This window comes from Mesorhizobium sp. USDA 3734 (assembly GCF_056279665.1).
The window spans coordinates 4906578-4928592 of record NZ_JBWCCW010000001.1 but is presented as its reverse complement, the minus strand read 5'-3'; the positions used below and the strand labels follow the sequence as shown (position 1 = coordinate 4928592).

The 22015-nt window shown below is 59.7% G+C and carries 11 protein-coding genes and 6 pseudogenes; 8 read left to right on the top strand and 9 right to left on the bottom strand.

Annotated elements, in window-relative coordinates; all coding sequences use genetic code 11:
* Positions 1-204 precede the first annotated feature (204 nt).
* Entirely contained in the window at positions 205-621 is a 417-nt protein-coding gene (locus ACZ89F_RS23765; protein WP_126038273.1) for a very short patch repair endonuclease, read from the bottom strand.
* 96 nt (positions 622-717) lie between these two features.
* Here ACZ89F_RS23765 and ACZ89F_RS23760 point away from each other — a divergent pair, with 96 nt between their 5' ends.
* Positions 718-1920 carry a DNA cytosine methyltransferase gene (locus ACZ89F_RS23760; protein ID WP_476094470.1) on the top strand — a complete coding sequence of 401 codons (1203 nt, stop codon included), beginning with the start codon at positions 718-720 and terminating at the stop codon, positions 1918-1920.
* On the top strand, positions 1850-2623 hold the full coding sequence (locus tag ACZ89F_RS23755; protein WP_476094469.1) for a GIY-YIG nuclease family protein: 774 nt from the start codon (positions 1850-1852) through the stop codon (positions 2621-2623). Before ACZ89F_RS23760 ends, ACZ89F_RS23755 begins: the two co-directional genes overlap by 71 nt.
* 46 nt (positions 2624-2669) lie before the next feature.
* Here the strand turns inward: ACZ89F_RS23755 and ACZ89F_RS23750 are convergent.
* Together ACZ89F_RS23750 and ACZ89F_RS23745 are read right to left on the bottom strand one after the other, a co-directional pair.
* Positions 2670-2971: pseudogene (locus ACZ89F_RS23750) on the bottom strand (Y-family DNA polymerase); the annotation flags it as partial.
* A gap of 151 nt (positions 2972-3122) precedes the next feature.
* Entirely contained in the window at positions 3123-4442 is a 1320-nt protein-coding gene (locus ACZ89F_RS23745) for a DUF2130 domain-containing protein (RefSeq protein WP_476094468.1), read from the bottom strand.
* 134 nt (positions 4443-4576) lie between these two features.
* Between ACZ89F_RS23745 and ACZ89F_RS23740 the strand changes: the two genes are divergently transcribed.
* Positions 4577-4708, top strand: coding sequence for a hypothetical protein (locus ACZ89F_RS23740; protein WP_476094467.1), 132 nt, complete (start codon positions 4577-4579; stop codon positions 4706-4708).
* Between the two features lie 444 nt (positions 4709-5152).
* Here ACZ89F_RS23740 and ACZ89F_RS23735 read toward each other — a convergent pair whose 3' ends face one another.
* The 3 genes from ACZ89F_RS23735 to ACZ89F_RS23725 are packed head-to-tail and all read right to left on the bottom strand — an operon-like array spanning position 5153 to position 10931.
* Positions 5153-7762: an AAA family ATPase gene (locus ACZ89F_RS23735; RefSeq protein ID WP_476094466.1), complete on the bottom strand. Its 2610-nt coding sequence runs from the start codon at positions 7760-7762 to the stop codon at positions 5153-5155.
* On the bottom strand, positions 7759-8442 hold the full coding sequence (locus ACZ89F_RS23730) for an ABC-three component system middle component 1 (protein WP_476094465.1): 684 nt from the start codon (positions 8440-8442) through the stop codon (positions 7759-7761). Before ACZ89F_RS23730 ends, ACZ89F_RS23735 begins: the two co-directional genes overlap by 4 nt.
* Positions 8439-10931 (bottom strand): ABC-three component system protein, encoded by a 2493-nt coding sequence (locus ACZ89F_RS23725; protein WP_476094464.1) that lies wholly within the window; start codon positions 10929-10931, stop codon positions 8439-8441. Before ACZ89F_RS23725 ends, ACZ89F_RS23730 begins: the two co-directional genes overlap by 4 nt.
* 117 nt (positions 10932-11048) lie before the next feature.
* Between ACZ89F_RS23725 and ACZ89F_RS23720 the strand changes: the two genes are divergently transcribed.
* Together ACZ89F_RS23720 and ACZ89F_RS23715 are read left to right on the top strand one after the other, a co-directional pair.
* The gene (locus ACZ89F_RS23720; RefSeq protein ID WP_476094463.1) at positions 11049-11600 is read left to right on the top strand and encodes a hypothetical protein; all 552 of its coding nucleotides are present in this window, start codon (positions 11049-11051) and stop codon (positions 11598-11600) included.
* Positions 11572-12148, top strand: a pseudogene (locus tag ACZ89F_RS23715) (restriction endonuclease). The gene ACZ89F_RS23720 and the pseudogene ACZ89F_RS23715 overlap by 29 nt, the downstream one beginning before the upstream one ends.
* Positions 12149-12781: 633 nt before the next feature.
* Here ACZ89F_RS23715 and ACZ89F_RS23710 read toward each other — a convergent pair.
* Positions 12782-14167: pseudogene (locus ACZ89F_RS23710) on the bottom strand (ISNCY family transposase); the annotation flags it as partial.
* A gap of 275 nt (positions 14168-14442) precedes the next feature.
* Positions 14443-14658: pseudogene (locus tag ACZ89F_RS23705) on the bottom strand (Ros/MucR family transcriptional regulator); the annotation flags it as partial.
* 109 nt (positions 14659-14767) lie between these two features.
* Here ACZ89F_RS23705 and ACZ89F_RS23700 point away from each other — a divergent pair.
* The 3 genes and pseudogenes from ACZ89F_RS23700 to ltrA all read left to right on the top strand — a co-directional run bounded on the left by ACZ89F_RS23700 (position 14768) and on the right by ltrA (position 18581).
* Positions 14768-16063 carry a hypothetical protein gene (locus ACZ89F_RS23700; RefSeq protein WP_476094462.1) on the top strand — a complete coding sequence of 432 codons (1296 nt, stop codon included), beginning with the start codon at positions 14768-14770 and terminating at the stop codon, positions 16061-16063.
* Positions 16064-16197: 134 nt separating this feature from the next.
* Positions 16198-16461 (top strand): annotated as a pseudogene (locus tag ACZ89F_RS23695) (LrgB family protein); the annotation flags it as partial.
* A 641-nt stretch (positions 16462-17102) separates the two neighbouring features.
* Positions 17103-18581 carry a group II intron reverse transcriptase/maturase gene (ltrA, locus tag ACZ89F_RS23690; RefSeq protein ID WP_476094461.1) on the top strand — a complete coding sequence of 493 codons (1479 nt, stop codon included), beginning with the start codon at positions 17103-17105 and terminating at the stop codon, positions 18579-18581.
* Between the two features lie 116 nt (positions 18582-18697).
* Here the strand turns inward: ltrA and ACZ89F_RS23685 are convergent.
* A pseudogene (locus tag ACZ89F_RS23685) lies at positions 18698-21663 on the bottom strand (Tn3 family transposase).
* Between the last annotated feature and the right edge of the window lie 352 nt (positions 21664-22015).

Genomic DNA, 22015 nt, shown 5'->3' with positions numbered 1-22015 from the left:
GTCACCGTGAGCTCTACGCCAACTTTCGGATGCATTATCCGATTCCGCGCTGTGATCGCTGCGGAAAGTAAGCGCCACCATGCCCGATTTGTGTCGAATTGTTTGGGCGAAAAACGCCACAATAGAAAACGCAGCCTTTCATCAATTGAACGATATTTATGACGCAGTAAGAGGTAAGAAAGGCAGTCAGCCACTCCGGGATTTTTAAGAAGCATGCTTGCCCAGGAAGTCGGCCAGTCGGCGAGCAAGGCGGTCCGCGTCTTTCATCTCGCATTCCCAGATCACTAGGACCCGCCATCCGTCGGCCTCGATCGCTGCGACGCTCGCGGCATCGCGCTCGACGTTCCTCGCGATCTTCGCCGACCAGTATTCCCGGTTCTTTTTCGGCATACGCGCGCCGCGCTTGCACCCATGTCCGTGCCAGAAGCACCCATGTACGAAGATGACGGCCTGTCGCCGGGAGAACACCAAGTCGGGCTTCCCGGGCAAGTCCTTGCGGTGCAGCCTGAAGCGATAGCCGAGCGCGTGCGCGAGGCGGCGGACGGCCATCTCCGGTTTTGTGCCGGTTGACCGGACCAAGGACATTTGTCGGCTTCTGGCAGGATCAACGTTCGCAGTCATGGAAAATTCATGGTGAGCATGTTACGGATGAGAACAAACCGTAAACCATTTTCGGCGTGGGGTATGCTAGCATTACGCGCGAATCACGGGGAGATCATGCGGACATTTTATGAGTTTTTCGCCGGCGGAGGGATGGCGCGTGCCGGACTTGGTCCAAACTGGCAGTGTGGCTTCGCTAACGATTTCGATGTAAAAAAAGGCCTGACGTATCAGGTCAACTGGGGGACCGGCGGCGAGCTGACTATCGGTGATATTCGGCAAGTCAAGATCGACAAGCTCCCCGGCACTGCCGACTTAGCTTGGGGGTCATTCCCCTGTCAGGATCTGTCGCTTGCCGGAGGCGGCGCTGGATTGAAAGGCGAGCGTTCGGGAACCTTCTATCCGTTCTGGACGATTATGAACGGCCTGATCGCACAGGGCCGCGGTCCGAAGATCGTCGCGCTGGAAAACGTTAACGGGACTCTGACCAGCCACGGAGGCGCTGACTTCGTGGCGATCGCCGAGACTTTTGCGAAAGCGGGCTACCGCTACGGTGCCATGGTCATCGACGCAAAACTTTTTGTCCCGCAGAGTCGCCCAAGGCTCTTCGTCATCGGCGTCCGGGGGGATTTCGAGGTCGACGAGGCCATGCTATCGCCGGAGCCGGTGGCGCCCTTCCATTCCCGCGGCCTTCAAAACGCGGTCGCAAGGATTCCTGCAAAGGCGCGGAAGCGGTGGCTGTGGTGGAATCTTCCTTCTCCGCCTGTCCGCAACACATGCTTCGCCGACCTCGTCGAAGAAAATCCCTCGAGCGTCGAATGGCACACCACGGAACAGACCGCGCGGCTGATCGCCCAGATGTCTCCGGTGAATATCGCGAAGCTTGAGGCCGCGAAGCGGGCCGGGCGCCGCATGGTGGGGACCGTCTACAAGCGGACGAGACCGCAGAATCCTAACGGCAAAGCTGTAAGAGCGGAAGTGCGCTTCGACGAGATCGCGGGCTGCCTGCGCACACCGACGGGAGGGTCGTCCCGGCAGACGATCATGGTCGTGGACGGCGCCCGTGTCCGGTCGCGCTTGATCAGCGCGAGGGAGACCGCACGGCTCATGGGACTTCCGGACGACTACAAGTTGCCTCGCGCATACAATGAGGGCTACCACCTTACAGGGGACGGGGTGGCAGTTCCGGTCGTTCGCTTTCTGGCGCAGCACCTGTTCGAGCCGGTCCTCCGAGCGACCGAGGGACAACATGGCGAAACTCCCGAACAGCACAACAGACAGCACGAAAACACCGCCGCTCGAAACAGACGAGCTGCGTAATGCCATTCGGAAGTTCTTCCGCGAAACGCTCTACGACGACTCCTCGGGCGAGAAGCGTCCCGTCGGCAGCTATCGCTGGGGAGTATACGCGTTCTACGACTACGACGGTGAGCCGATCTACGTCGGCCAGACCAAGGAAAAGGTTTCCGGCCGCGTCGGGCGCCACCTGACGAACCAGCGCACCGACGCTGTGGCGATGTCGGTGTTGGACCCTTTTGAGGTGGCGGAGATACAGGTCTGGCCACTGCCGCAGTTCGAGGCCGTGGGGTCGAAGCACCCTGACTTTAAAACGGCGAATGCGCACCTAAACGCGCTCGAGCACCTTGTCTTCACTCGGCTACGCAACGAGAGCAAGTTCAAGGCGATCCTGAATGAGAAGGACCCGCCGGCGCCGACTGTAGAAATCACCGAGCCGCCCTCCATGCGTGGTTCGATTGTCTCCGACCGGATCCAGGAGTTGCGCGGCCATCCGGACACCCGTTTGGCACGTCGGGCGCTCATCGTGTCCAAGCTGTCGCAGGTCATCTCCGAACGCGAGGTGAAGATGGGCCTTCGACGTGTGCTCGTGACCCAGACTAGGCGCATGAACTGGCTGGCGGAAAGGCGCTTCGAGAAACTCGGCGGCGAGAGCCTAGTCGAGGAAGGAGCCGAGGACGAAGAGGACACAAAGGGAGACGGGGACGGAACTGCGATTCCACACTGACGAACTGAGGGCATGGCGTTGAAAGTAGGCTAAGTCGCCGTGGCCATCCCTGCATGTTTTCGGTCACGTCGAGATAGGCCTCGTCCAGCGAAAGTGGGTTCGATCAGCGGCGTGTGCTCGGCGAAGATCTCCCGGATTTGCTGCGAGACCGTCTTGTAGACGTCGAACCGGGCTTGAGAAAAATCAAATCAGGGCATTTGCGCCTCGCAGTCACGGAGGGCATCGCCGGGTGAACGCCGAACTTGCGAGCCTCCGAGCCTCCTAGCTCGCAGCTGCGACCACGCCACGGTCGAGGGCGTGCCCGACGCCGACCGGTTTGCCCCGCAGCTCCGGTCTGTCGCTGCTCACCGAAGCGTAGAACGCGCGTCTGCCTCGATTGCCGGCTCATGCCTCTCATCCTCCCGCCGACGTCGACCTGCACCTGCGGTGCCTCTGAGCGCGTCTGGGAAAGCCGCTCCAGATTGCCATTCGTTTTCCTGTTGAGCTGCATACCGGTTGCTTATTCGGCATCGGGCGGAGATCCTTCAATGGCCAGGACCTCTAAGCATTCAATTTCCTGCATCACCTTTCCGGCGATGCCTTGCAAGTCGCCGTACATCCCGACGGTCGATACGATGACGCCTTGGATCTGAGCCTCCCGCTTGGCCCACAGGCGTGTTGTGGCCTTGCGTTCCCGGGCTAGGTCCTCCTGCATATCGGAGAACTTTTCGACGATGGCCTCGACGCGATGGCGGAACCGGGGACCGGTCAGATAGCCATAGACCTGCTCCATCTTGGTAGCCTGGCCGTCCTGGGCGAGGCGGGAGTTCGCCAGCTCGATGAGGGATTGCCGGAGCATAATGGCGATCGGCATCGCGCATTTGGGATGAGCGACATAGACCCCGTCCAGAAGATCAAAGGTTTCCACACCGGAAGGCAGAGCTTCCGAGATCATCAGCGCGATATCCGCTTTGGCGGCCCGTTGATCCGCCCTGAGCTTCCCCAGCCAACCCTGGCTCCAGTTCTTGGTGCGTTTCGATTCCCACAAAATGGCGCCGCACGGCTGGCCAGCCGGTCCGACCACCCGGTGCAGGACATCGCCGCCGAACTCACCCTTTGCAACCGGTTCAATGATGTCCATCGGGAACCGGCTGGCAATGAGGGCTTCCAGCTCGAGCTCCAGAACTTCACCCTGCAGCTGCTGGGAACCCTGTTCCGCACGGCGCTTCAGCTCCTCAATCTGGCGCTGCATGCCGGCGATCTGTTCTTCTTTTTCCGCAACCTTCATTTTGAGGCCGTCTTCGGCGTCGGATCTCGCCTTGACGCGAACGGCATTCAATCCCTCCTGGATCTTCCTTTCGATAGTCAGCGCCATCTCCCGCTTCTCGTCGTCAAGCGCGCGCTGCTTTTTCAGGAATTCCGCCTGTTGCTGCTGGGCCTCGGTGAGCTTTTCGTCGCGCGCCTTCAACGTCGCCTCGAGCTCGGCAAGCTTCTTATCTTTGTCCTCCAGGTCTACAGAAAGCAGCAATTTTGCCTTGCGAGCCTCCTCGACCGCGATTCCGGCACGCTCAAGCATAACTTTCTCGGCCACCTGGCTGTCGATGTCCTCTTTGGCGGCAGCGATTGCCGCCTGCTGGCGCCTAAGCTCCTCCTCTCTGGCCGTCATCGACGCGTTGCTCTGCGCCAGGCGCGTTTCGTATTCTTCGCGCGTGGCGGCAATCAAAGGGGCCGCGAGTGACTCATTGAGCTTGATTTCCGTCTTGCAGCTTGGGCAGCTGATTGTCGGTTCATTGAGAATTCTGTCCCCCTGCAGCATGGCATTAGTGGGCTGGACGGTCATCTGCGCGCTGCCTCCCTGAGGAATCTGTTGAAGGACGCCAGACTATATCGCGCCAGGCGTTTTCGGGAAAGAACAAAGAGTGAACTGATGGGTTATCCCCTGCCGCAAAGCTAGGGGAGGCGCTTCTTTGTGGAATGGTCGCCTGCGCGAGCGGCGGCGGCATCAGCCTCGACTCGATTGCCAAGCAGGTCGACTATCTCTACGTGTATGTCCGAAACGTCGAAAACGCGAGCAATGCCGAATTCCGTCTTTTCGCCTGGACGTAGCTGAAAGATCGCGGGACTGATTCTTTCATGCACCGGCAGTTCTGCCAGCCATTTCAGCTTCCCGTTTCTGTTCGAAACTTTCCGCGCTGATTGAAACTGTTATGTCGTCGAATTCACGCCTTTGACCCGAAGGCGACCTATGTCTTGCGCACGGCGAATGGCTGCTTCGCGCCCAATTTCGGCCATTCACATTGGCCTCGTCCCTTCCCGAAAGCGGACATGACGGCACTAGAGGCCCGTAACTGCATCAATCGGCCCGCTCCACGTGATGAAGACAATGCTCAGCCAAAGATCGTGATCGTCATTTGCCAAAGGCATTGCCGATCTTGTCCCGGATGTTCGGCTAGCCAATGCGTACGCCACGCTAACTAGGCCGAAGTTGCGGAGGCAGCGCCAGTTCTGGCGCTAAGTGCCCGGCCGGCGGCAACATTGAAAGATGGGGGATCATAGACCACACCGGTCTCGGCCGGGGCCGTCAGCAGCACCCTTGTGCAGGCGAGCCCGCTCACCCAGCGTGACCGTGTACTTATTGATCGCATCCTGAGCGTCCTGCGACAGCTTCAAGGCGACCCTCGCTGGCTGCAATCTCGATTGCAGCGTCTTGAGATACGCATCTGAATCATTGACCCCGTCGTCTCCCCCGGCCGCAAGCATCTGTGCGAGAACCGTAGCCATCTCCTCTTCGAGAAGGAGATCTTGGGTGACGCTAGAAAGTCCCTTGAGGGCATTGCCGAGTAGCGCCAGATCGGTTGCCACTTTTTCGGCCGCACTCTGCGCTGCTTCGAGGGTGGCGCGGCTTGGCGTGCCGGCGAGACCCAGCGTGATCCACTGCCTGGTGAGTTCTTGAGTAGCCTGTACGGCGTTGTTCTGCGCACTTTCCGCATTCGCCAGCTCCGTCTCGCGTGCGACCAGCTGCAACTCTAACGGCTTCAGTGCCGCGAGGGCTGCCGCAGCATCTCCCTCAAGCTCGCCCAGCCGTTTCCGGGCGGCCTCGAGTTCGCCGCGCCGCGTCGCAAGGAGCTTGCCGATCTCGTCGACAGTTGGCGTGGGAATCCCCCGTGCCGCTATGCGCTCCCTCCCGTCGCGTCCCTCCGCAACAAGGCCATTGAGCCGGGTCGTTGCGGCAGCGGCACGATTGGTAAGCTGAACGATTTCAGTCGTGGCGGTGGCACGGCGTTGCTCAGCCGCGAGTGCGGTCGGAAGTTGCGCGACGACCCGCCCACGTGCATCGGCAAGCTGCGATTGGGCCGCGGTGTCGCGTGATACGGCAAGACTGGCAAGATCGTCACGGTCGTCCGCCTTGAGGGATTGCCGCAGTGCCGCCGCCAGATCGGAAGCTGCTTGTCGAGCCCGGCTGGCATCGGGTTCGAGTGATGTAGGACGCGCAAGCGTGGGCGATATTTCAGCTATGCGTTGCGTAACGACGGCGATCTGTACAGCGAGGTCCTCTACCCGTCCGGTGATTTCCGCGACCCGGGCATTGCCCGAGCGCGCCGCTTCGTTTGCGAGTAGTTTCAGCTCGCCGGCGGGATAATTCGCTTGGCAGACCGGGCACGTTTCATCGTCGTCGTGGATATGGCTTGCAATGGCAGCGACGGCAGCCGTGATGGCACTGGCATGTCGCTCTGCCTCCGCCAGCTCGGCCCTTTGCTCCCCAATGGACACAGAAAGCTGCTGGCGCCTATCAACAGCATCGTCATAATTACCTTTGACTTCCGCGGCGGCCGATACTGCTTCGCTAAGCTCGGCCTGTCGATCACGGGCATAAGCAATGAGCTCGGCGAGGCGGCTCGACATATCGAGATCCGCGCGGGTCTGCGCCGCTATACTCTGCAGCCGAGCCTCCTCGGCCGCTGCCGATGCATGCGCGGAAATGATGCCATCGGCTTCGCTCAAGAGGCGCCGCTGTTCATCAAGGGCGGTAGTATGCGCGTTAAGCTCGGCACGAGCGGCCTCAATCATCGTCGTTAGTTCGTCTTGGCCGACGAGATCGGCCCGAGCCGCCTCAAGTCGACCTATCTCGGCCCCGGCGCTCGTGAGCACCTCCGATTGCGCGGTCACTGCGCCATTCGAGTTGGTTACCCTTGCCTGTGCATCGGCAGTCGCCTTCCGCGCATCGTCTAGTTGCTGCCTTGCACCGAGAAGATTGGGACTGTCCTCCCGAGCCAGCCCGGCCTGCAACTGGTAACGCTCGATCAGAGCGGACGCACCAGTCAGCCTTGCGACGCGCTCGCTCACCTGTTTGGTACCTGTGTCGAGCAACCCCGCCAGCCGCGCGAGGAGTTGGCTGGCTGTTTCTCCCGATATTCCAGCTGGCTTCAGTCCAGCGATGCTTTCGATTTCGGCTTCAATCACCCTTGCGCCGGAAAGGACGTCTCCTTCGCTGAGGCCGCCGCCAGCCCGAACTGCAGTGCGCAAGCGCTCAAGTCGAGCTTGCCAGCCCTGCCAGTCGGCAATTTCCTTCTCGATGTCCGCAATACGCGCCTGTTCGGCCTTTACGCGGTTGTTAAACGCAATGGTGGTTGACCTGCCACGAAGTCGGGTGCGGATCAGCTCGAGCCGGTCGACGCCGCTCGGACCTTTGAGAGCTGCCCATTGGTCATCAGACTCGCGGCTGGTGAAGCGCTGCCGCTCTGCCTGACCGAGGAAATGCGTCATGGCCAGATGTGTGCCCAGGTCAGTAATCTGACCCCGTCCTGGGTGGGCGAGCAAAGCTGCCACCTCGGCAGCCGATGGCTTTTGGCTCGCGCTGCGCCGTATGGATTCACCTTCGGAAAACTGCAGCGTTACCGCATGGCTATCCGGGTCGGCTCCATTGCGGGTAAGGTAGTCCCTGTCTGGAATAACGGTCTTACCCTGACGCGAGACGTAGGGGGTGAACCGGCGGATATTGCCGGTCAGGGCCCACTCGATCGCATCGAAAAAGCTGCTCTTGCCCAAGCCATTCGTGCCAGTGAGCAGCAGCAACCCGGGAGCCGCCGGCAATTCGACACTGAACTCGCCGAAAGTGCGGAAATCCTCGATGTTGATGCTGGAGAGGTAAACGTCGTTCATGATGTTTCCCGCCGCTCCCAAGCCCGTACGAGAAATTCGACGATCTCGTCGGGGGTACGTGCATCGCCATCGAGTGCGATGTTATCGAAATCTTCTGCCGTGCTGCGGGCCAGCCCAGTCGGGGCCGGCTCGTCAAGGTCGAGGGATTGGTTGTCGTGCAATTCACCATCGTCCTCTTGCCATGGTCGGGCAAGAAAAGTCCGTCGGACGAAATCGTCGAAGCTGTCGTCGTCACGCGCGGCATCGCGCGGTCTCAACCAAGCAAGCTTGCGCGCCACCCGGTCATCGCGCTCCAAAAACAGGCCCAGCGACTTCCACTTGCGCTCCCATTCTGACCCACGTGGACCCACCAGGAACAGTTGCAGGTCGAGGCTCTCGTTGGAACTGAGGAAGGAACGTGCCACGACGCACTGATTGCGGTAACGCCGTAAGGTTTCCCTGACGCCCGGAAGTGTCGGCGTATCGGGGAGCGTGCCGAAGATCACGGTATAGCGTCCGATCCTGAGCGCACGCGCCTCGGGCGGCAGCTCCCCTGGTTCTAGCGTGGTCGCAGCGCTGCTGCCGCCATTGAAACTGCGACCGACGAGCTGCGCCTGTTCGCTCACGGGCAACTTCAGAGTTGCGGCGGCACTGCTCACGCGCCGCACGATGTCATCTAGCGGTCCCGGGCCCTCGCTCATGTGGTCTCCCCCAGCCTTTCGATGGCCTCCAACATTGGCAGAGTGTACTGGCGCTCGACTTCTTCGATAAGCGCCTTCAGCGCGCCGACACCGCCGGCAAGTGCATCGATAAATTCCTGACTTATCCACATCATCATGGGACCGGATCCCGTGGTCTCGGCAAGCGAAGGCTGCCAGGCTTCGACAATGGCGAACGGAGCTTCAGCCTTTCGCGCTAGGTCAAGACTGCCCTCCAGAGCGAGCAGGACGAAGCTGGTCTGCCAGTTATGGGTATCCGCAGACAGACTTGGCCGTTTGCCGAGAATCCGATCCGGCGCGCACCCATGGCCCGTGTGTTCGTTGCCGGCGAGCTGGCGCAGCAGGTTGCCGGGCCGCATACCTCGGGGCGAGGTTTGGCCCCAAACTGCGGCAATCGCGAGCGATAACGCCGTTCCCCCAATGATCTGCTTGAGCTTGCTGCGTCCTACCAACACCTGCACCGCATCACCATCGTCATCCGAGGCGCTTACGACGAGCCGCAGGAAACGACCAAGCAGCGCCGAATCGTCGGTGAATGCCTCTCGCCAGGTCGTCCAGGTGCCGCGCATCAAGTTTCGCAAACTGGAATGAATCTCGAGGTCGACGTAGGCACCTTGATCTTCCCCAGTCAGAAAGAAGCTTGTCAGATGCGCGTCGATCCGTGCCAACAACCACTTGTCGAGTGCACGGTGTACCATGGTTGCCAGCCTCGCCCCGCCAGTGGCGATCCGGATCTGGGCGCCGCCGCCGGGATTGTCTCCGACGAGCTTGGGCATGAGAATGCCGCCGCCGTACGGCGACATCGCGGTCAACTGGCGCCATGGCTCGAGCCAGTCGAGAGGGGTGGCGTGCACCGTGGCTTGGGGCGCATGTACGGCGACACGCAAAATTGCGCCGGCAATGCTGCCGAGTGCCTCCGGCCCCTGCGCAAGCGTCGCATCGAACGCGCTGCCGTCATCCCATGCTTCGGCAATCCGGTCCGGATTATGAGCGCCGGCCCACCTGATCTCCTCACCCACGGCGCTGAGGTGAACGATCATCGGCATTGCCGCTTGGGCAAGCGCGATGCGACGGCGTGAACCCGCTACGTGGGCACTGCGGGCCAGTTCACGGAAGAAGTCCTGCGCGTCGTTCGACAGCTTCGGAATCAGCGTTGCCTCGCCGAGCCGATCGAGCCAATCGCAATGTTGCGCTTCATAGCCGGTCATCAGATCCCAGAAGGGCTGGCGAACGCTATCCCGGTCGGTGCCTCGACGTACGATGACCTCGTCGGCCGTCACTATTTGGCCGTCACAGTTTAGCTTGTATGTCGGCTCGTCGGCAGCTGGTTTATAGCCGGCGACGCGCGAAAAATTCTCGCATGTAAGGTGATTGAAACCATGCCCCTCAGTCGTCTGGCAGGCTATGATTGTCGCGACAACCGCGAGACGATTGAGAATCGAAGAGCCTAGGGTGAAAACGCTCTCGTCCCTGGTCTGCAAGGTCATCTGCACCCCCGGTCGGAGTTGCCGAGCAAGGTGTGTGACCAGTCCGTTTGCTTGGATGAGCGGACCAATTCTATCCGAAAAAGCCTCAAATAGGTTGAAAGGATCACCCAGGCCCTTCGCGTTACGCGCTTCCGTTTCGATCGCCAGCAGTTCCGTTTTTACGGGCTCCATGTTGGGATAGCTCGTCACAGCTTGGATCATCGCGGCATGATCGAAATCCTTAGAGGCTGCCGCCACAAAATCGATGAGGCCGCCATCACCGCTCCCGCTGACGAAATAATGGGGATTGGCGCGGCCGCGGAATTCAGCGCCGGGAATGCCGGCATTGTCCCAGTAGCTCTTGTCACCGATGCCATGGACGGTCTCGCTGGCTTCAAGCCCGAAGCCGAAAGCGAGAATTACGATCTGGAAGGCCTCGGTACGCAGACGACCTGCTGCCTTGTCGAAAACCGTGAGCTCGTAGCCGCCGGCATCAAGCTCGCGCGCCCCAGTCACCCGGTGACGCTTGAGCACAACCAGGTTCCCGCGTCGTCCCGCGACATCCTCGAATTGCCGCACGACATCATCGCGCACATTGCTCGATGGCCCAGCTTCCCAATCCAAAATCGGCAGGTCTGCAACAGGATCGTCCGCACCGCTACGGGGCCAGTTATAGATATGCGGATCGAGCTTGCGGCGGTCGGTAGCCATCTGCAGCTTCAGCAGATCGTCGGCCGCTTCGAACAGGACCACTTCGGAGTCCGAGGCGAGAGCAGCCGCCGCTGCGGCGGCAAGCCCAGCAGCACCACCGCCGATCACCGCAACGCGAGGTTTTTCCCGCAGATAGTCCTGCTCAGCCAGCGCATGGATCAACGCAAGTCCACGGACCTGTTGGGAGTAAAAGGTAATTCGCTGGTCGAAACAGCCGAGGACATAGAGACCTTTGCGCCCCTTGATTGAGGCGCCATCGATCACGTCGATGGGACGCAACGCCGGATCAGGCAAAGGCAGGCCTCCCCACTTCGATTTAGATGCCCGTCGGTGTCTTTGAAGACATCGACGTCAATGTCCTCCCCATCAACGAAGCGAAACGCTGCTGTGCGGTAGTCCACCAACGATAGCTTGGATATCCTTAATCACCTTCCCACCAGCGAAAGGCAATACAGTTTTGTCAAGCGGCCCGCTTGGGTCGCGAGGGTTGTCGAGCTGCCGGAAGGCGCGAAGACGGCGTCGAGGCACTGGGGGCTAAAGGGCCGATCCATTTCGGCGGGCCGTTTAACCAGTGATGGTTGGATCGCGCTCTTTCGCGGCGGATTCGTTTGCCCCCTTCAATATGGTAAAGAAGCGGAATCTAAGGGCCGGGATACGCTTGGAAATGTTCGCAACGAACGCGAGCGTGATCGTCAGTTAGGCTGCCAGCAAAGAGCGATCGCGATGTCCTATCTTTATGAAGCTTTGAACAGCGACAATGCAAAGGCTGTGACCGGTTGGATCGAAAGATTCTCAACCTGCCTTTTCTGCTCGCGAGCGATCAGCAACCTTGGCGAGCTGACGCGGAAGATGCGTTACTCGATCGCGCTCGACATCCACCATCGCAGGAGGCGGACGAGGAAGCGGTCACTGTTTGGCGGTGTCCCTATTGCGGATGGTGGGCCGCAAAAAGCCCATATTTGAACACTGGCGGCCACAATGGCGGAGGTCGGTTACGGCGCGCTCCGCGCCTTCGATCCCGCCGATGTGGCAGCGCCGATCGAGGCGAGCCGCGCACATCTCATGCTGCGTCCTGAGGACGCGCTCAAATTGCACGCAGCGCCTCGAGGACATCGTCGGCAGCATCTTCCGAGATTTCGGTTATCGAACGCGGGTAACAGCGTATCGCGCCGATGGCGGCATCGACGTCTATCTCGACAGCGACCAGGGCCTAGTCGGGGTCCAGGTCAAGCGGACTAAGAACCCGATCGAAATCGAAGGTCAATTCGCTCACCGGCGCCCTCTTGGTGAACGACTGCACGTCGGGGATTTTTGTCACCACCTCGCGCTTTCGGCGCGGTGCCAGGCAGGTAGCGGGCAAAGCCCGCGTGCGCGGGCTTCCGGTCGAGCTATATGATGGTCAGCGCCTTCTGGAAGCCCTCGAAATTGCTCAACTTGCCGCGCCGTTCGACCCAGAAAATCCTGGTCCGTGGATGCGCTGCGTGTTCAAAGAGTATTACAAAGAGCACTAGCCGGAATGGCTGACGTGCTGGTCAGTTTATGGCCGATGTCGCGCCTACTCCAAGCCCTGTCTGACTCTGTCGGTAGAAGGGCCGCTGTAATTCTGACCATGATCTGCCTAGTGTGTGAAGCGGTCGCGGATCTTCTCAGGCTCGACTTGCCGGAAGTGCGAAGGGCAGCTTACCCGTATGCTCATCCGAAAGCGGTCCGGCAGTAACGGTCCCACAAACGCGACGTCTGAGTAGTGGTTCGGCGATAACCGCTCTTGGCGCATTGTGCCGTTTCGGAACCGGGTCGACCTTGGGCAGGATCGCAACCAACCTAGGGTCATGTTGCAACCAAGTTCGAATGTCGCGGCGCCAGCAAAGTAGAAATGTCGCATGGCGGTGGGGACGGCCACAACGAGAGCGCCCGATCGGGCGTCAGCTGGTCGGGATTGCGCAGCCCGATCGGGTGCGGTTCAGTCAGGCACCCCTCGGCTTTAGATTAGAGAGCCGCCGCTACGGACTAGCTTTGTTGGCCGGCATCGACCGCAGCGGGATCCGATACTCGCTCAGCATCGTGACGACATCGGCGATACGATTCTTCTCACTCTCCGTCAGCCGCAGATCGACGTCGACGGATGCGCGCCCGACTTTCGGTACGGGCGCCTCGGTGGGCGCCTGCTCACGCCGGGTGTAACCAGGCGGCCTGCCGGGCTTGCGACCGCGTTTCACATAACCGTTGCTCTCAGCGCCATCAGGGATTCCGAACATGTGGTCGGTCTGGCCGGTGCGGCGCGGCCCGCGCTTGCTGCGCTGCAGATCGCGGCCGACCTGCATCTCGGCAACCATCTCCAGGGCAGCGTCCAGCCGCTTGTACTCGACGATCGCCGAACGGTGAACCGAGCGCAGTTCATCGAAGGCTCTGTAGGGCAGGGCGACACCCTCATGCATGATCTCGAGACGGCCATCAGGATAGTCGCAGACGACCACCTTCTTGCAGGCAAGCTTCTTCGCCAATTCGGTCGGGTGCAGAATGAACATCACCTTGTCGTAACGCAGCGTCAGAGCCTGCGTCAGCGTGCGGACCTCCTTGCGGCACAAGGCCCCGTCCAGGTTCTCGTGATCGGCGAAGGGACGGTGCATGTCCTTCGGGTTGCGTGGCTCCTTGGCAAAGCGCGCATTGAAGTCCGCCATGAACTCAGCCGCATAGGCGTTGGCCGCCTCGATCGTGCTGATGCCGCGCAGGCGCAGCTCCTTCACAAGCCGGTCCTGCAGCGTCTGGTTGGCGCGCTCGACGCGGCCCTTCGCCTGTGGGGAGTTGGCGCAGATGATGTCTATGTTGAGCTCGTAGAGCGCCCGGCCGAACTGCGTCAGGCCGCTGCCGCGGTCCAACTTGGAACCATGCGTCGTCCGGAAGATACCGTGCTTGTCGCTGTAGAAGGCCAACGGCTTGCCCCATGCCTGCAGATAGGACTTCGCCGCGTGAAAGTAGTCAAACGTGTTCTCCGACCCGGCAAAGGGCAGATGTAGGAGCCGGCCGGTCGCGTCGTCGATGAAGACGAGCAGGGCGCATTTGGGCCCGCGCTCCTCGAACCACCAGTGATGCGAGCCGTCGATCTGCACCATCTCGCCGAGACAGTCGCGCCGGCCGCGCGGCTGGTGCAGCCGGCGCTTGCGCTCACGGCGCAATGTCCAGATGCCCGCCTCCGTCATCCATTTGCGCAACGTCTCCTTGCTTACCGCAAGCTGGTGCCGCTCAAGCAGCTTCTCGCGCGCCAGCGTTGGACCGAAATCGCCGTAATGCTCCCGAATCAGCTCCAGCGCAAAGTCGCGAACGCCATCAAGAATGCGGTTGTTGGAGGGACGGCCACGCGCCTTGTGGCGAAGAGCCGGCGCGCCTTGAAACGTCTTCATTAGCCGCTGGACTTGCCTGGCCGAGACGCCAAGCAAACCCGCAGCCGTGGCGCTGGTCATTCTTCGCTCACTAACCCTCGACAGAACCTCAATCCGCTGCAGCTCGCGTTCGCTCATCAGAACCAGTCCCAACCTGCAATCTCCTGTGCGCTCGAAGGCGGGGAGATTGGCAAGGCAAATGCAGGGGCGACATTCCTACTTTGCCAGATCCGGACATTTTAACTTAGCTGCTACAGGGTCAAAGTCGCATAAGATGCAGTGAGGAACGTCGGTCTACAGATTTGTTCCCCAGAGGGGCGCGAACCTTGTGCTCACCTGTTCATCGGCCAACAAATTCATCATGACGTCACCTCGGAGGACGAGAAACGAATGTCGAGACACGGCTACGGGCTGCCTCGGTCGTTCGCTCACCCGCTGGACCTTGCGAGGGCCGATCGTTGAGCCGCATAGTTTGGTGCCACCATCGGGTAGTCGCGCCAACCCCCATTTGGCCCAATAGTCCTCCGGCGTTAGGCCGTAGTGGACTCCGAGGTGTCGCTTGAGGGATTTGAATTTCTTGCCGTGTTCCAGACAGATAATGTGGTCTGGAATACCGACCTCTTGGGATTGACCGCGGGAATGAGTTCAGGCTCAGCTGGCGCCGAGCTTCCGAACCCCTGCTGCTATCTGTACGCCCTCGTACTTTTTCAGCGTAATAAAGAATGCGGTGCTCCGCAAAATACGATGGATCGCATGGTGAAACCATTCACGCCCAAAGAACTTAGAATTTTTTTTTCGAGCGCCGAAAGAATATTCACGGATAAGTCGTTTATCTTCCCCAAGTCTATAAGCGAAATACCAAAAGATCGAACGCTGGTCAGAGAGATTCGCTTGGATAAAAATCGGCGCTTGTATCTGACTGACTTCGGGATGGAAAATTTTAGGAATGTTGTTGATATCATATACGAGCATGATTATTTCGACGGACGGGCCGATTATTCTGACATTTGGAGCGCGTGGAGGAATGCAATTAGAGATTGGTTATCTAGGTCCCTTCAGCCGAAAAATCCTGAAGAAGTTCTCATGGCTGTTTCTGAAGTGGTCTCTAAAGAGATACGCCGCCATTTCTTCATCGTTCCAATTTTTGGTGCGAAATTGTACGAGGCAAACTCATTCGAACTCGGCTCGATGAAATTATTGCGAAATCCGGCGTCAGTCTTAGATTTGGCAGGAATATCTTATGACAAACATCCAGACCCATCTATACTGGATGTTCGTCCGGGCACGTTGTGGCTAAACGGCTCGGCGTCCGGAACTGAAAAAACAGCGCGACGTCTATTTTCCGAACAGGCCATCTTGGCGGCTGGTCTGGTTGCGATCGCTGCCGCTGCCAAGTACGAGAATGGTGCTGCAGCCTTCCGAATTGGGACCGGCATGACTCCAGAAGACGCGCCGGGGCGCTCAATCTGGATGTCCTGGAGCGAAACCGATGATCATGTTGCGACGCATTATGCATCCCCAAGAGGGCAACCATTTTCTGTAGACACCGAGTTGTCGGATGGCTCTGATGCCATGCGTATGATCCAACTCGCATTGGCGACCTTGCAGAAAAACAAGAAGACAGAGATCGAGGAAGCGACCGAAAGGGCGATTTACTGGTTCTCAGATGCGCACCGCGACTCGTCCCTAGTTATGAGGATTGTCAAATATTGGAGCTGCGTGGAGGCGTTTTTCTCTCTAGAGAAGGAACGGGTGACGCAGTCCGTTTCGTCCGGCCTTGCAAGCATACTGGTCTACGGAGGATTTCGGTTTGTTGGCGTTTCTGAATATGGATCGCTCAAAAAGCAAATTGCTGACCTTTATGACCTTAGATCTCAGGCTGTTCATCGTGGAGCTCATAAGCATATCACTGAGAAAGACGTAGCTCAGTTTAGCCAGTGGGTCGCTTGGATGATAATAGAAATTGTCAGTCTAGGCGAGCTTGGCTATACGACGCTCTATCAACTTAAAGAGCAAATCGACCGCCTAGACGCAGTTCGCCGTAGCTAGGAACGACCCTCCGGGACTTCGAAAAACTTTAGTCGAAATTGACCTTCGGAATCCGTTCCACTGTCAGGCTCAGGCTTCTGCTCCATGGGTCGAAGGAAGCGGTGAACCGCTCGGAAGTCGCTTGCCTGACGCCGATTGCAATGGCAATTTCCTCCGGCCTGGGAGGAAATCCTGCCCTGACCGCGGCTGTCGTCGTCCTCACCGGAAGCTGCGGCGCCGTGATTGTAACGCCGCTCATGAATGCGATGCGCGTGAAGGATTTCACCGCAAGGGGATTCGCGGTGGGCCTGGCTTCCCATGGGATCGGGACGGCTCGCGCCTATTCCGTGAACCCCGTGGCTGGGCTGTTTGCGGGAATTGCGATGGGACTGAACGCAATCCTGACGTCGATGATCGTACACGCATTTCTTTGGCGCGGACGCATGGCAGTTGCCGGAGATCGGACATGCGAATGCACACGGCTGGGTCGGCGAATGTGCCTTTGCCAAGCCATCAAGGATTTCAGGCTGATCCCAGGGTCGGCGATCGCTTCCACTTCGGGGCTTAGCCGCTTTCTGATCATCATCTTGGCAAAGCGTATCTCCTTGGCGATGGCACTGAGGCTGCCGAACCCACATGCACACGCCAGACTGATGGCGCGCTGACGGTTCGACGCCGATGCTTATAGGGGTCAGAACAAGGTGCGCCGGGAGACCGGCAAGGAGTAGATGGTGCAAGTCCATTGCAATGAAGGAGTAGCGATCCACATTGACCCCGAGTCATGCGCGGTCGGTCGTGAGGCCGCCCGTGAAGCGTTGACAGGGGAGCGTGTAGGCCAGCCATTGAACCACGAAATTGACGCTTCTCGGGTGCCGACGTTCGTCTTGTGTGCGGAAGGCAATATGAGTCGGCGCGACAGCGCGAGTGCCGGCTCAACCCGACGTGGTCTGAGACCCTGGCATGCACGGACGCTCCTTGCGCGGGAACCGGGAGGCCTCGGGATTGGCCAGAGTGGGATACCATGCCTGGTCCGCATCGGGAAGGCGAGGAGCCGAAGCCGATGATGAACGATCTCGAGGAGTCAGATCTTGCCATAGTAGCTACGAACCTTGCGAACAAAGTCGGAGTACCGATGGCGGAGCGAGGGGAGCCAAGGGCAGGAACCAAGGGGAATGCGGATCAGCAAAGCACGCGCCGGACACAGGACCGGGAAAGTGTGTCCCATGCGCTGGACCGCATACGGCAAGCCGCGAGGCAAAGGAAGAAGGAGAAGTTCACCGCGCTCTTCCACCACGTCAATCCAGAGATGCTGAGGACAGCGTTCTACGCACTCAAGCGTAACGCGGCCCCCGGCGTGGACGGACAAACGTGGCGAACCTACGAGGTAGACCTCGATCAAAGGATCGCGGACCTGCACGGTCGGGTTCAACGGGGAGCGTATCGTGCCCTACCGTCACGGCGGACGTATATACCGAAGCCAGACGGACGGCAGCGGCCGCTCGCGATTGCCGCCCTTGAAGACAAGATCGTCCAGAGGGCGACGGCGGCGGTGCTGAACCAAATCTACGAGGAGGACTTCCTCGGGTTCAGCTATGGGTTCCGACCGGAGCGCGGCCAGCATGATGCGCTGGACGCACTGTTTGTCGGGATCGAAACGCGGAAGGTGAGCTACATTCTAGACGCCGACATTGCGAGCTTTTTCGACGGGGTTAGTCAGGATTGGCTTATCCGTTTCGTGGAGCATCGCATCGGCGACAAGCGCATCATCCGCCTGATCCGCAAATGGCTCAGGGCGGGTGTCCTGGAAGAGGGGATCGTCACGGTTAGTGAAAGGGGAACCGGGCAGGGTTCGGTGATTTCGCCGCTGCTTGCCAATATCTACCTGCACTACGTCTTCGATCTTTGGGCCGATCGCTGGCGACGACGTGAGGCCACCGGCGACATGATCATCGTGCGTTACGCGGACGATATCGTGGTTGGCTTCCAATACGAAGCCGATGCCCGGCGCTTCTGGGACATGATGCGGGAACGGTTGCAGGAGTTTGCGTTGCAACTCCATCCGGACAAGACCCGACTGATCGAGTTTGGCCGCTATGCGGCCCAAGCCCGCCGCAGGAGGGGACTTGGCAAACCGGAAACGTTCAACTTCCTTGGTTTCACCCACATTTGCGGGAGGACCCGGCAGGGCCGGTTCCAGATTCTTCGGAAAAGCCGGAGGGACCGCAGGGTGGCGAAACTGAAGGAAATCAAGAACGAGTTGCGACGGCGCATGCATTGGCCCATTCCCGAGCAGGGACGATGGCTAAAGCAGGTGCTTACCGGCTATTATGCGTATCACGCCGTACCGACCAACTTCCGGTCGCTCGGTGCCTTTCGCGACCACACCATCCGGCTCTGGGCCCAGACGCTTCGGCGGAGGAGCCAGAGACATCGCTTGATCTGGGAGCGAATGATACGGCTAGCCAATGATTGGCTCCCGCGACCGCGTATCCTTCACCCTTGGCCGCGTGTACGCTTTGCCGTCAAACACCCGAGGTAGGAGCCGGATGCGGGAATTCCGCTCGTCCGGATCTGTGCGGGGGGTGCCCAGCAATGGGCATCCCTACCGCGATAGCTGCTCAAAATCGTACGCTAAGGTCGAACGGAGCATGAACATCATGCCGCCCGTCGGATCGGTGCTGGCAAGCGAAGCGATCTGAAGCCTTCGGGCATCTGGTGCTCAGAATCCCAGGTGTAGATGCCTGTGAGATTGATGTGTTCCCAACTGAGCGGCGAGACGTGTTTGAGCAGGTCATTCGGGATAGTCCGATCCGCCATGCGCAGGTGCGTGGCTGCGCGGTCAAGATAGACGGTGTTCCAATGGACGATGGCGCTGACGACGAGATTGAGACCGGAAGCGCGGAATGCCTGGCTCTCGAATGACCGGTCACGGATTTCTCCGCGCTCGTGGAAGAACACCGCACGCTTGAGCTTATGCGCTGCCTCACCCTTGTTGAGGCCGGCTTGGCACCGTCGGCGCAAGGCCGGGCTCGAATACCATTTGATCATGAACAGTGATCGCTCGATCCGGCCGAGTTCCCGCAGCGCCTTGGCCAACTGGCTTTCCTTCGGAGATGCCGAGAGCTTCTTCAGGATTGTCGAGGGGACGACGGCGCGCGTCGTGATCGACGCTGCCAGATGTAGCAGGTCATCCCAATGGTCAAGGATCAATGCGGTGTTGATCGGTGCGCCGACGTGGTTCGTCAGCGCCGGGTAGGCGTCGCCTTTCTCGAATGTGTGGAACTTTCGATCTTTGAGGTTGCGTAGCCGAGGCGCGAAGCGTTTGCCGATAAGGGCGAACAGCCCGAAGACGTGATCGCTCGCGCCGCCAGTATCAGTAAAATGCTCCTGGATATCCAGGATCGTATCCTGGTCAAACAGGCCATCGAGCACGTAGGCTGCTTCGCTTTCAGTGGGGCTGATGGGCAAGATACTGAAATAGCCGTACTGGTCCGACAAATGGCTGTAGAATTTCGATCCCGGTTCGCTGCCATAGTGCAGATTGACGTCACCGCGTTTTGCCGCTCGGTCGCTCGCACGGAAGAACTGTCCGTCGGACGACGCGGTCGTTCCGTTGCCCCACAGGCGGGAATGCGAGTGATCGGTATGTGCGTCGGTGATGCAGGCCTGAGCGGCGCGATAGGTTTCTGATCGGGCATGGAAGGTGCGCATCCAGCCAATCTGATGGGCGCTGATGCCCTTGGATGCGCCGGCCATTCGCTTCGGACCGAGATTGGTTGCATCGGCCAGGATGCCGGCCAGCATGGCAGAGACATTCCGTGGGGCGTCGCCTGTGCGGACATGTGTGAAGTGATCGGCAAAGCCCGTCCAATCATGCACTTCCCTCAGGAGATCAGGAACTTCGACCAGCGGATACATCTCGCTGATCTCTGCGTTCAGTTCTTCGGCTGCCGCAGGAACGTCGCCGACGGTCGGCGTCACGATCAGCGTTCCCGCTTCGAGGCGAACACCCTCGAGCTTACCAGCGCGAGCGCGATAGGCCAGGCGCTTCAGATTGAAGTCCAGCACCTGCTTTACTTCGCTCAGCCAGGCGGCGACGTCACTGCCCACACCAAGGCCAAGCCGATCATCTTCCTTCATCGTGGTGAACGTAGATCGCGGCATGAGGTGCTCGTTGATCGGGCGGAACGAGCGGCTGCCCTCTACCCATATATCCGCCGAGCGAAGGCGCTCGCGCAATGCGGCGAGCGTGGCTATCTCATAGAGCCGGCGATCAGGCTTCTGCTGCCCAAAGATCAGTTTCCGATCGGTTGGACTGAGATGGCTGGTCGGAACACGCTCGGGCAGGGCACGCCGTCCCTCCGAATGAAGCCTTCGGAGCATCGCAATGGCTGTGAGCAAGGAGTCGTGGCGGCGCGCTGAACGGAACGTAAAGGTTGTCAGGAACGCCGTCGCGTATTTGATGACGCCACTATGCTGCTCGGCCGCCACGACCAGCGGGGATGCCTCATTTTCCTCGACCATTGCTGCAAGCTCCGGCTTCATCCGAAGCAGCCGGTGCCAGCCGACCTTCTGGTCGACCACCTCAAGTGCGTCCTGACCCCGATCGTTGGCCGATTGCAGCGCCGATATCGTATCGAGGAAAAGACGCAGGGCCTTGGAGGTGTCTGTCCGATGGTCCATGTGCCGCCGTTTCTTGCGGCTGTGCGCCAGGGAGAACAGCCGTTCGATCAGCTTGATGAACATCGTCAGGCGTCATCGGTTAACTTCTCGCCGAGCTTGATCACCTGCGCGACAATCAGGGCGTGACGACGGCTCGCATTGAAGTCATTGGCCAGCCACGCCGGCGTGGAATTGCCCTCACGGACCATCTGGTCCCACCGCCCGGAAGGCACGCGCGCCCGTAAACCGGGATCGATTCCGAGCGTGCGCAGGAATGCAATCCGCTCGGTCAGTCCTATCAGATTTGAGCCGCGGGCGCTTCCGGCGCCGACCGCAACCAATGGAAGCGGGTCTGGCCGATCGCCGCATCAACCTCGAGCAGCTTGTCGAGCGCCCGCAGCTTCTCAGGGGCCAGACCTTCGATAAGCGCCCCCTCCGCGCGGCGGCGAGCTATGGCACGAGCCGCAAGCCCCATTCGCTCGATGATCTCTGCCGCGGGCAACAGTGCTCCGCGTTCTCGCAGCGTGGCAACGATGGCATTCACAATCGAAGCGCCGCTGTCGGACATTGCGGCCGCCTCCATTGCCGACAACAGCGCGGCGCGACGATCCTGAGCTGTCGCGCTTCTGACGCCGAGACAGATCATCAGGCGCGCAATGTGATCGCGACGCGTCTCTTCCCTGCGGGCATAGGTTGTGAACACAGTGGGATCGGCGCCGATCTGGTCGGCGACATATTTCAGCATCGCGCGGGGCGGAATTTCGCCTGCCGCGAGCACCCGACCTGGGTGTCGCATAACGCAAAGCTGAATAGCGAAGCCGAGCTTATTGTGCTCGCGCCTCCGCAGGTCAATCTCGAGGCGATCAGCCGCGGACAATGAATAGTGTCGGATCCTCATCAGCCGGGATATCGAAAAGCTCCCGTCGATCCTGAGCTTTGAGAATCTTGCGCCTGGCCACTGCTCAACTCCGCACACAACACCAACTGCCGCTGAATGTTGCCGAGCAGACTGGATGTGGAAATAGCAGCTATTCTGCTGCGACGGTTATCCACTGGGATCAGACGTCGCACGCCGCCAATCGTGAGACACAAGCAAGCTCAGTTTATGCTTCGTTCGCTCTTAGCGTACGATTTTGAGCAGCTCTTGTTCTGACCCCTAGTTTGTCGGCTTTGCGTCCCGCATCCATTTTCAATGCTCGAGCACGTCAGCTCCGGTCTGACTGTGGCAGGAGACAGTCCGTCGTTGACCAAGGTGTAGCGCACGAAGCGGATATGGATGAAAATTTCGCTGGCTCGCTGCGGCACAGGCGT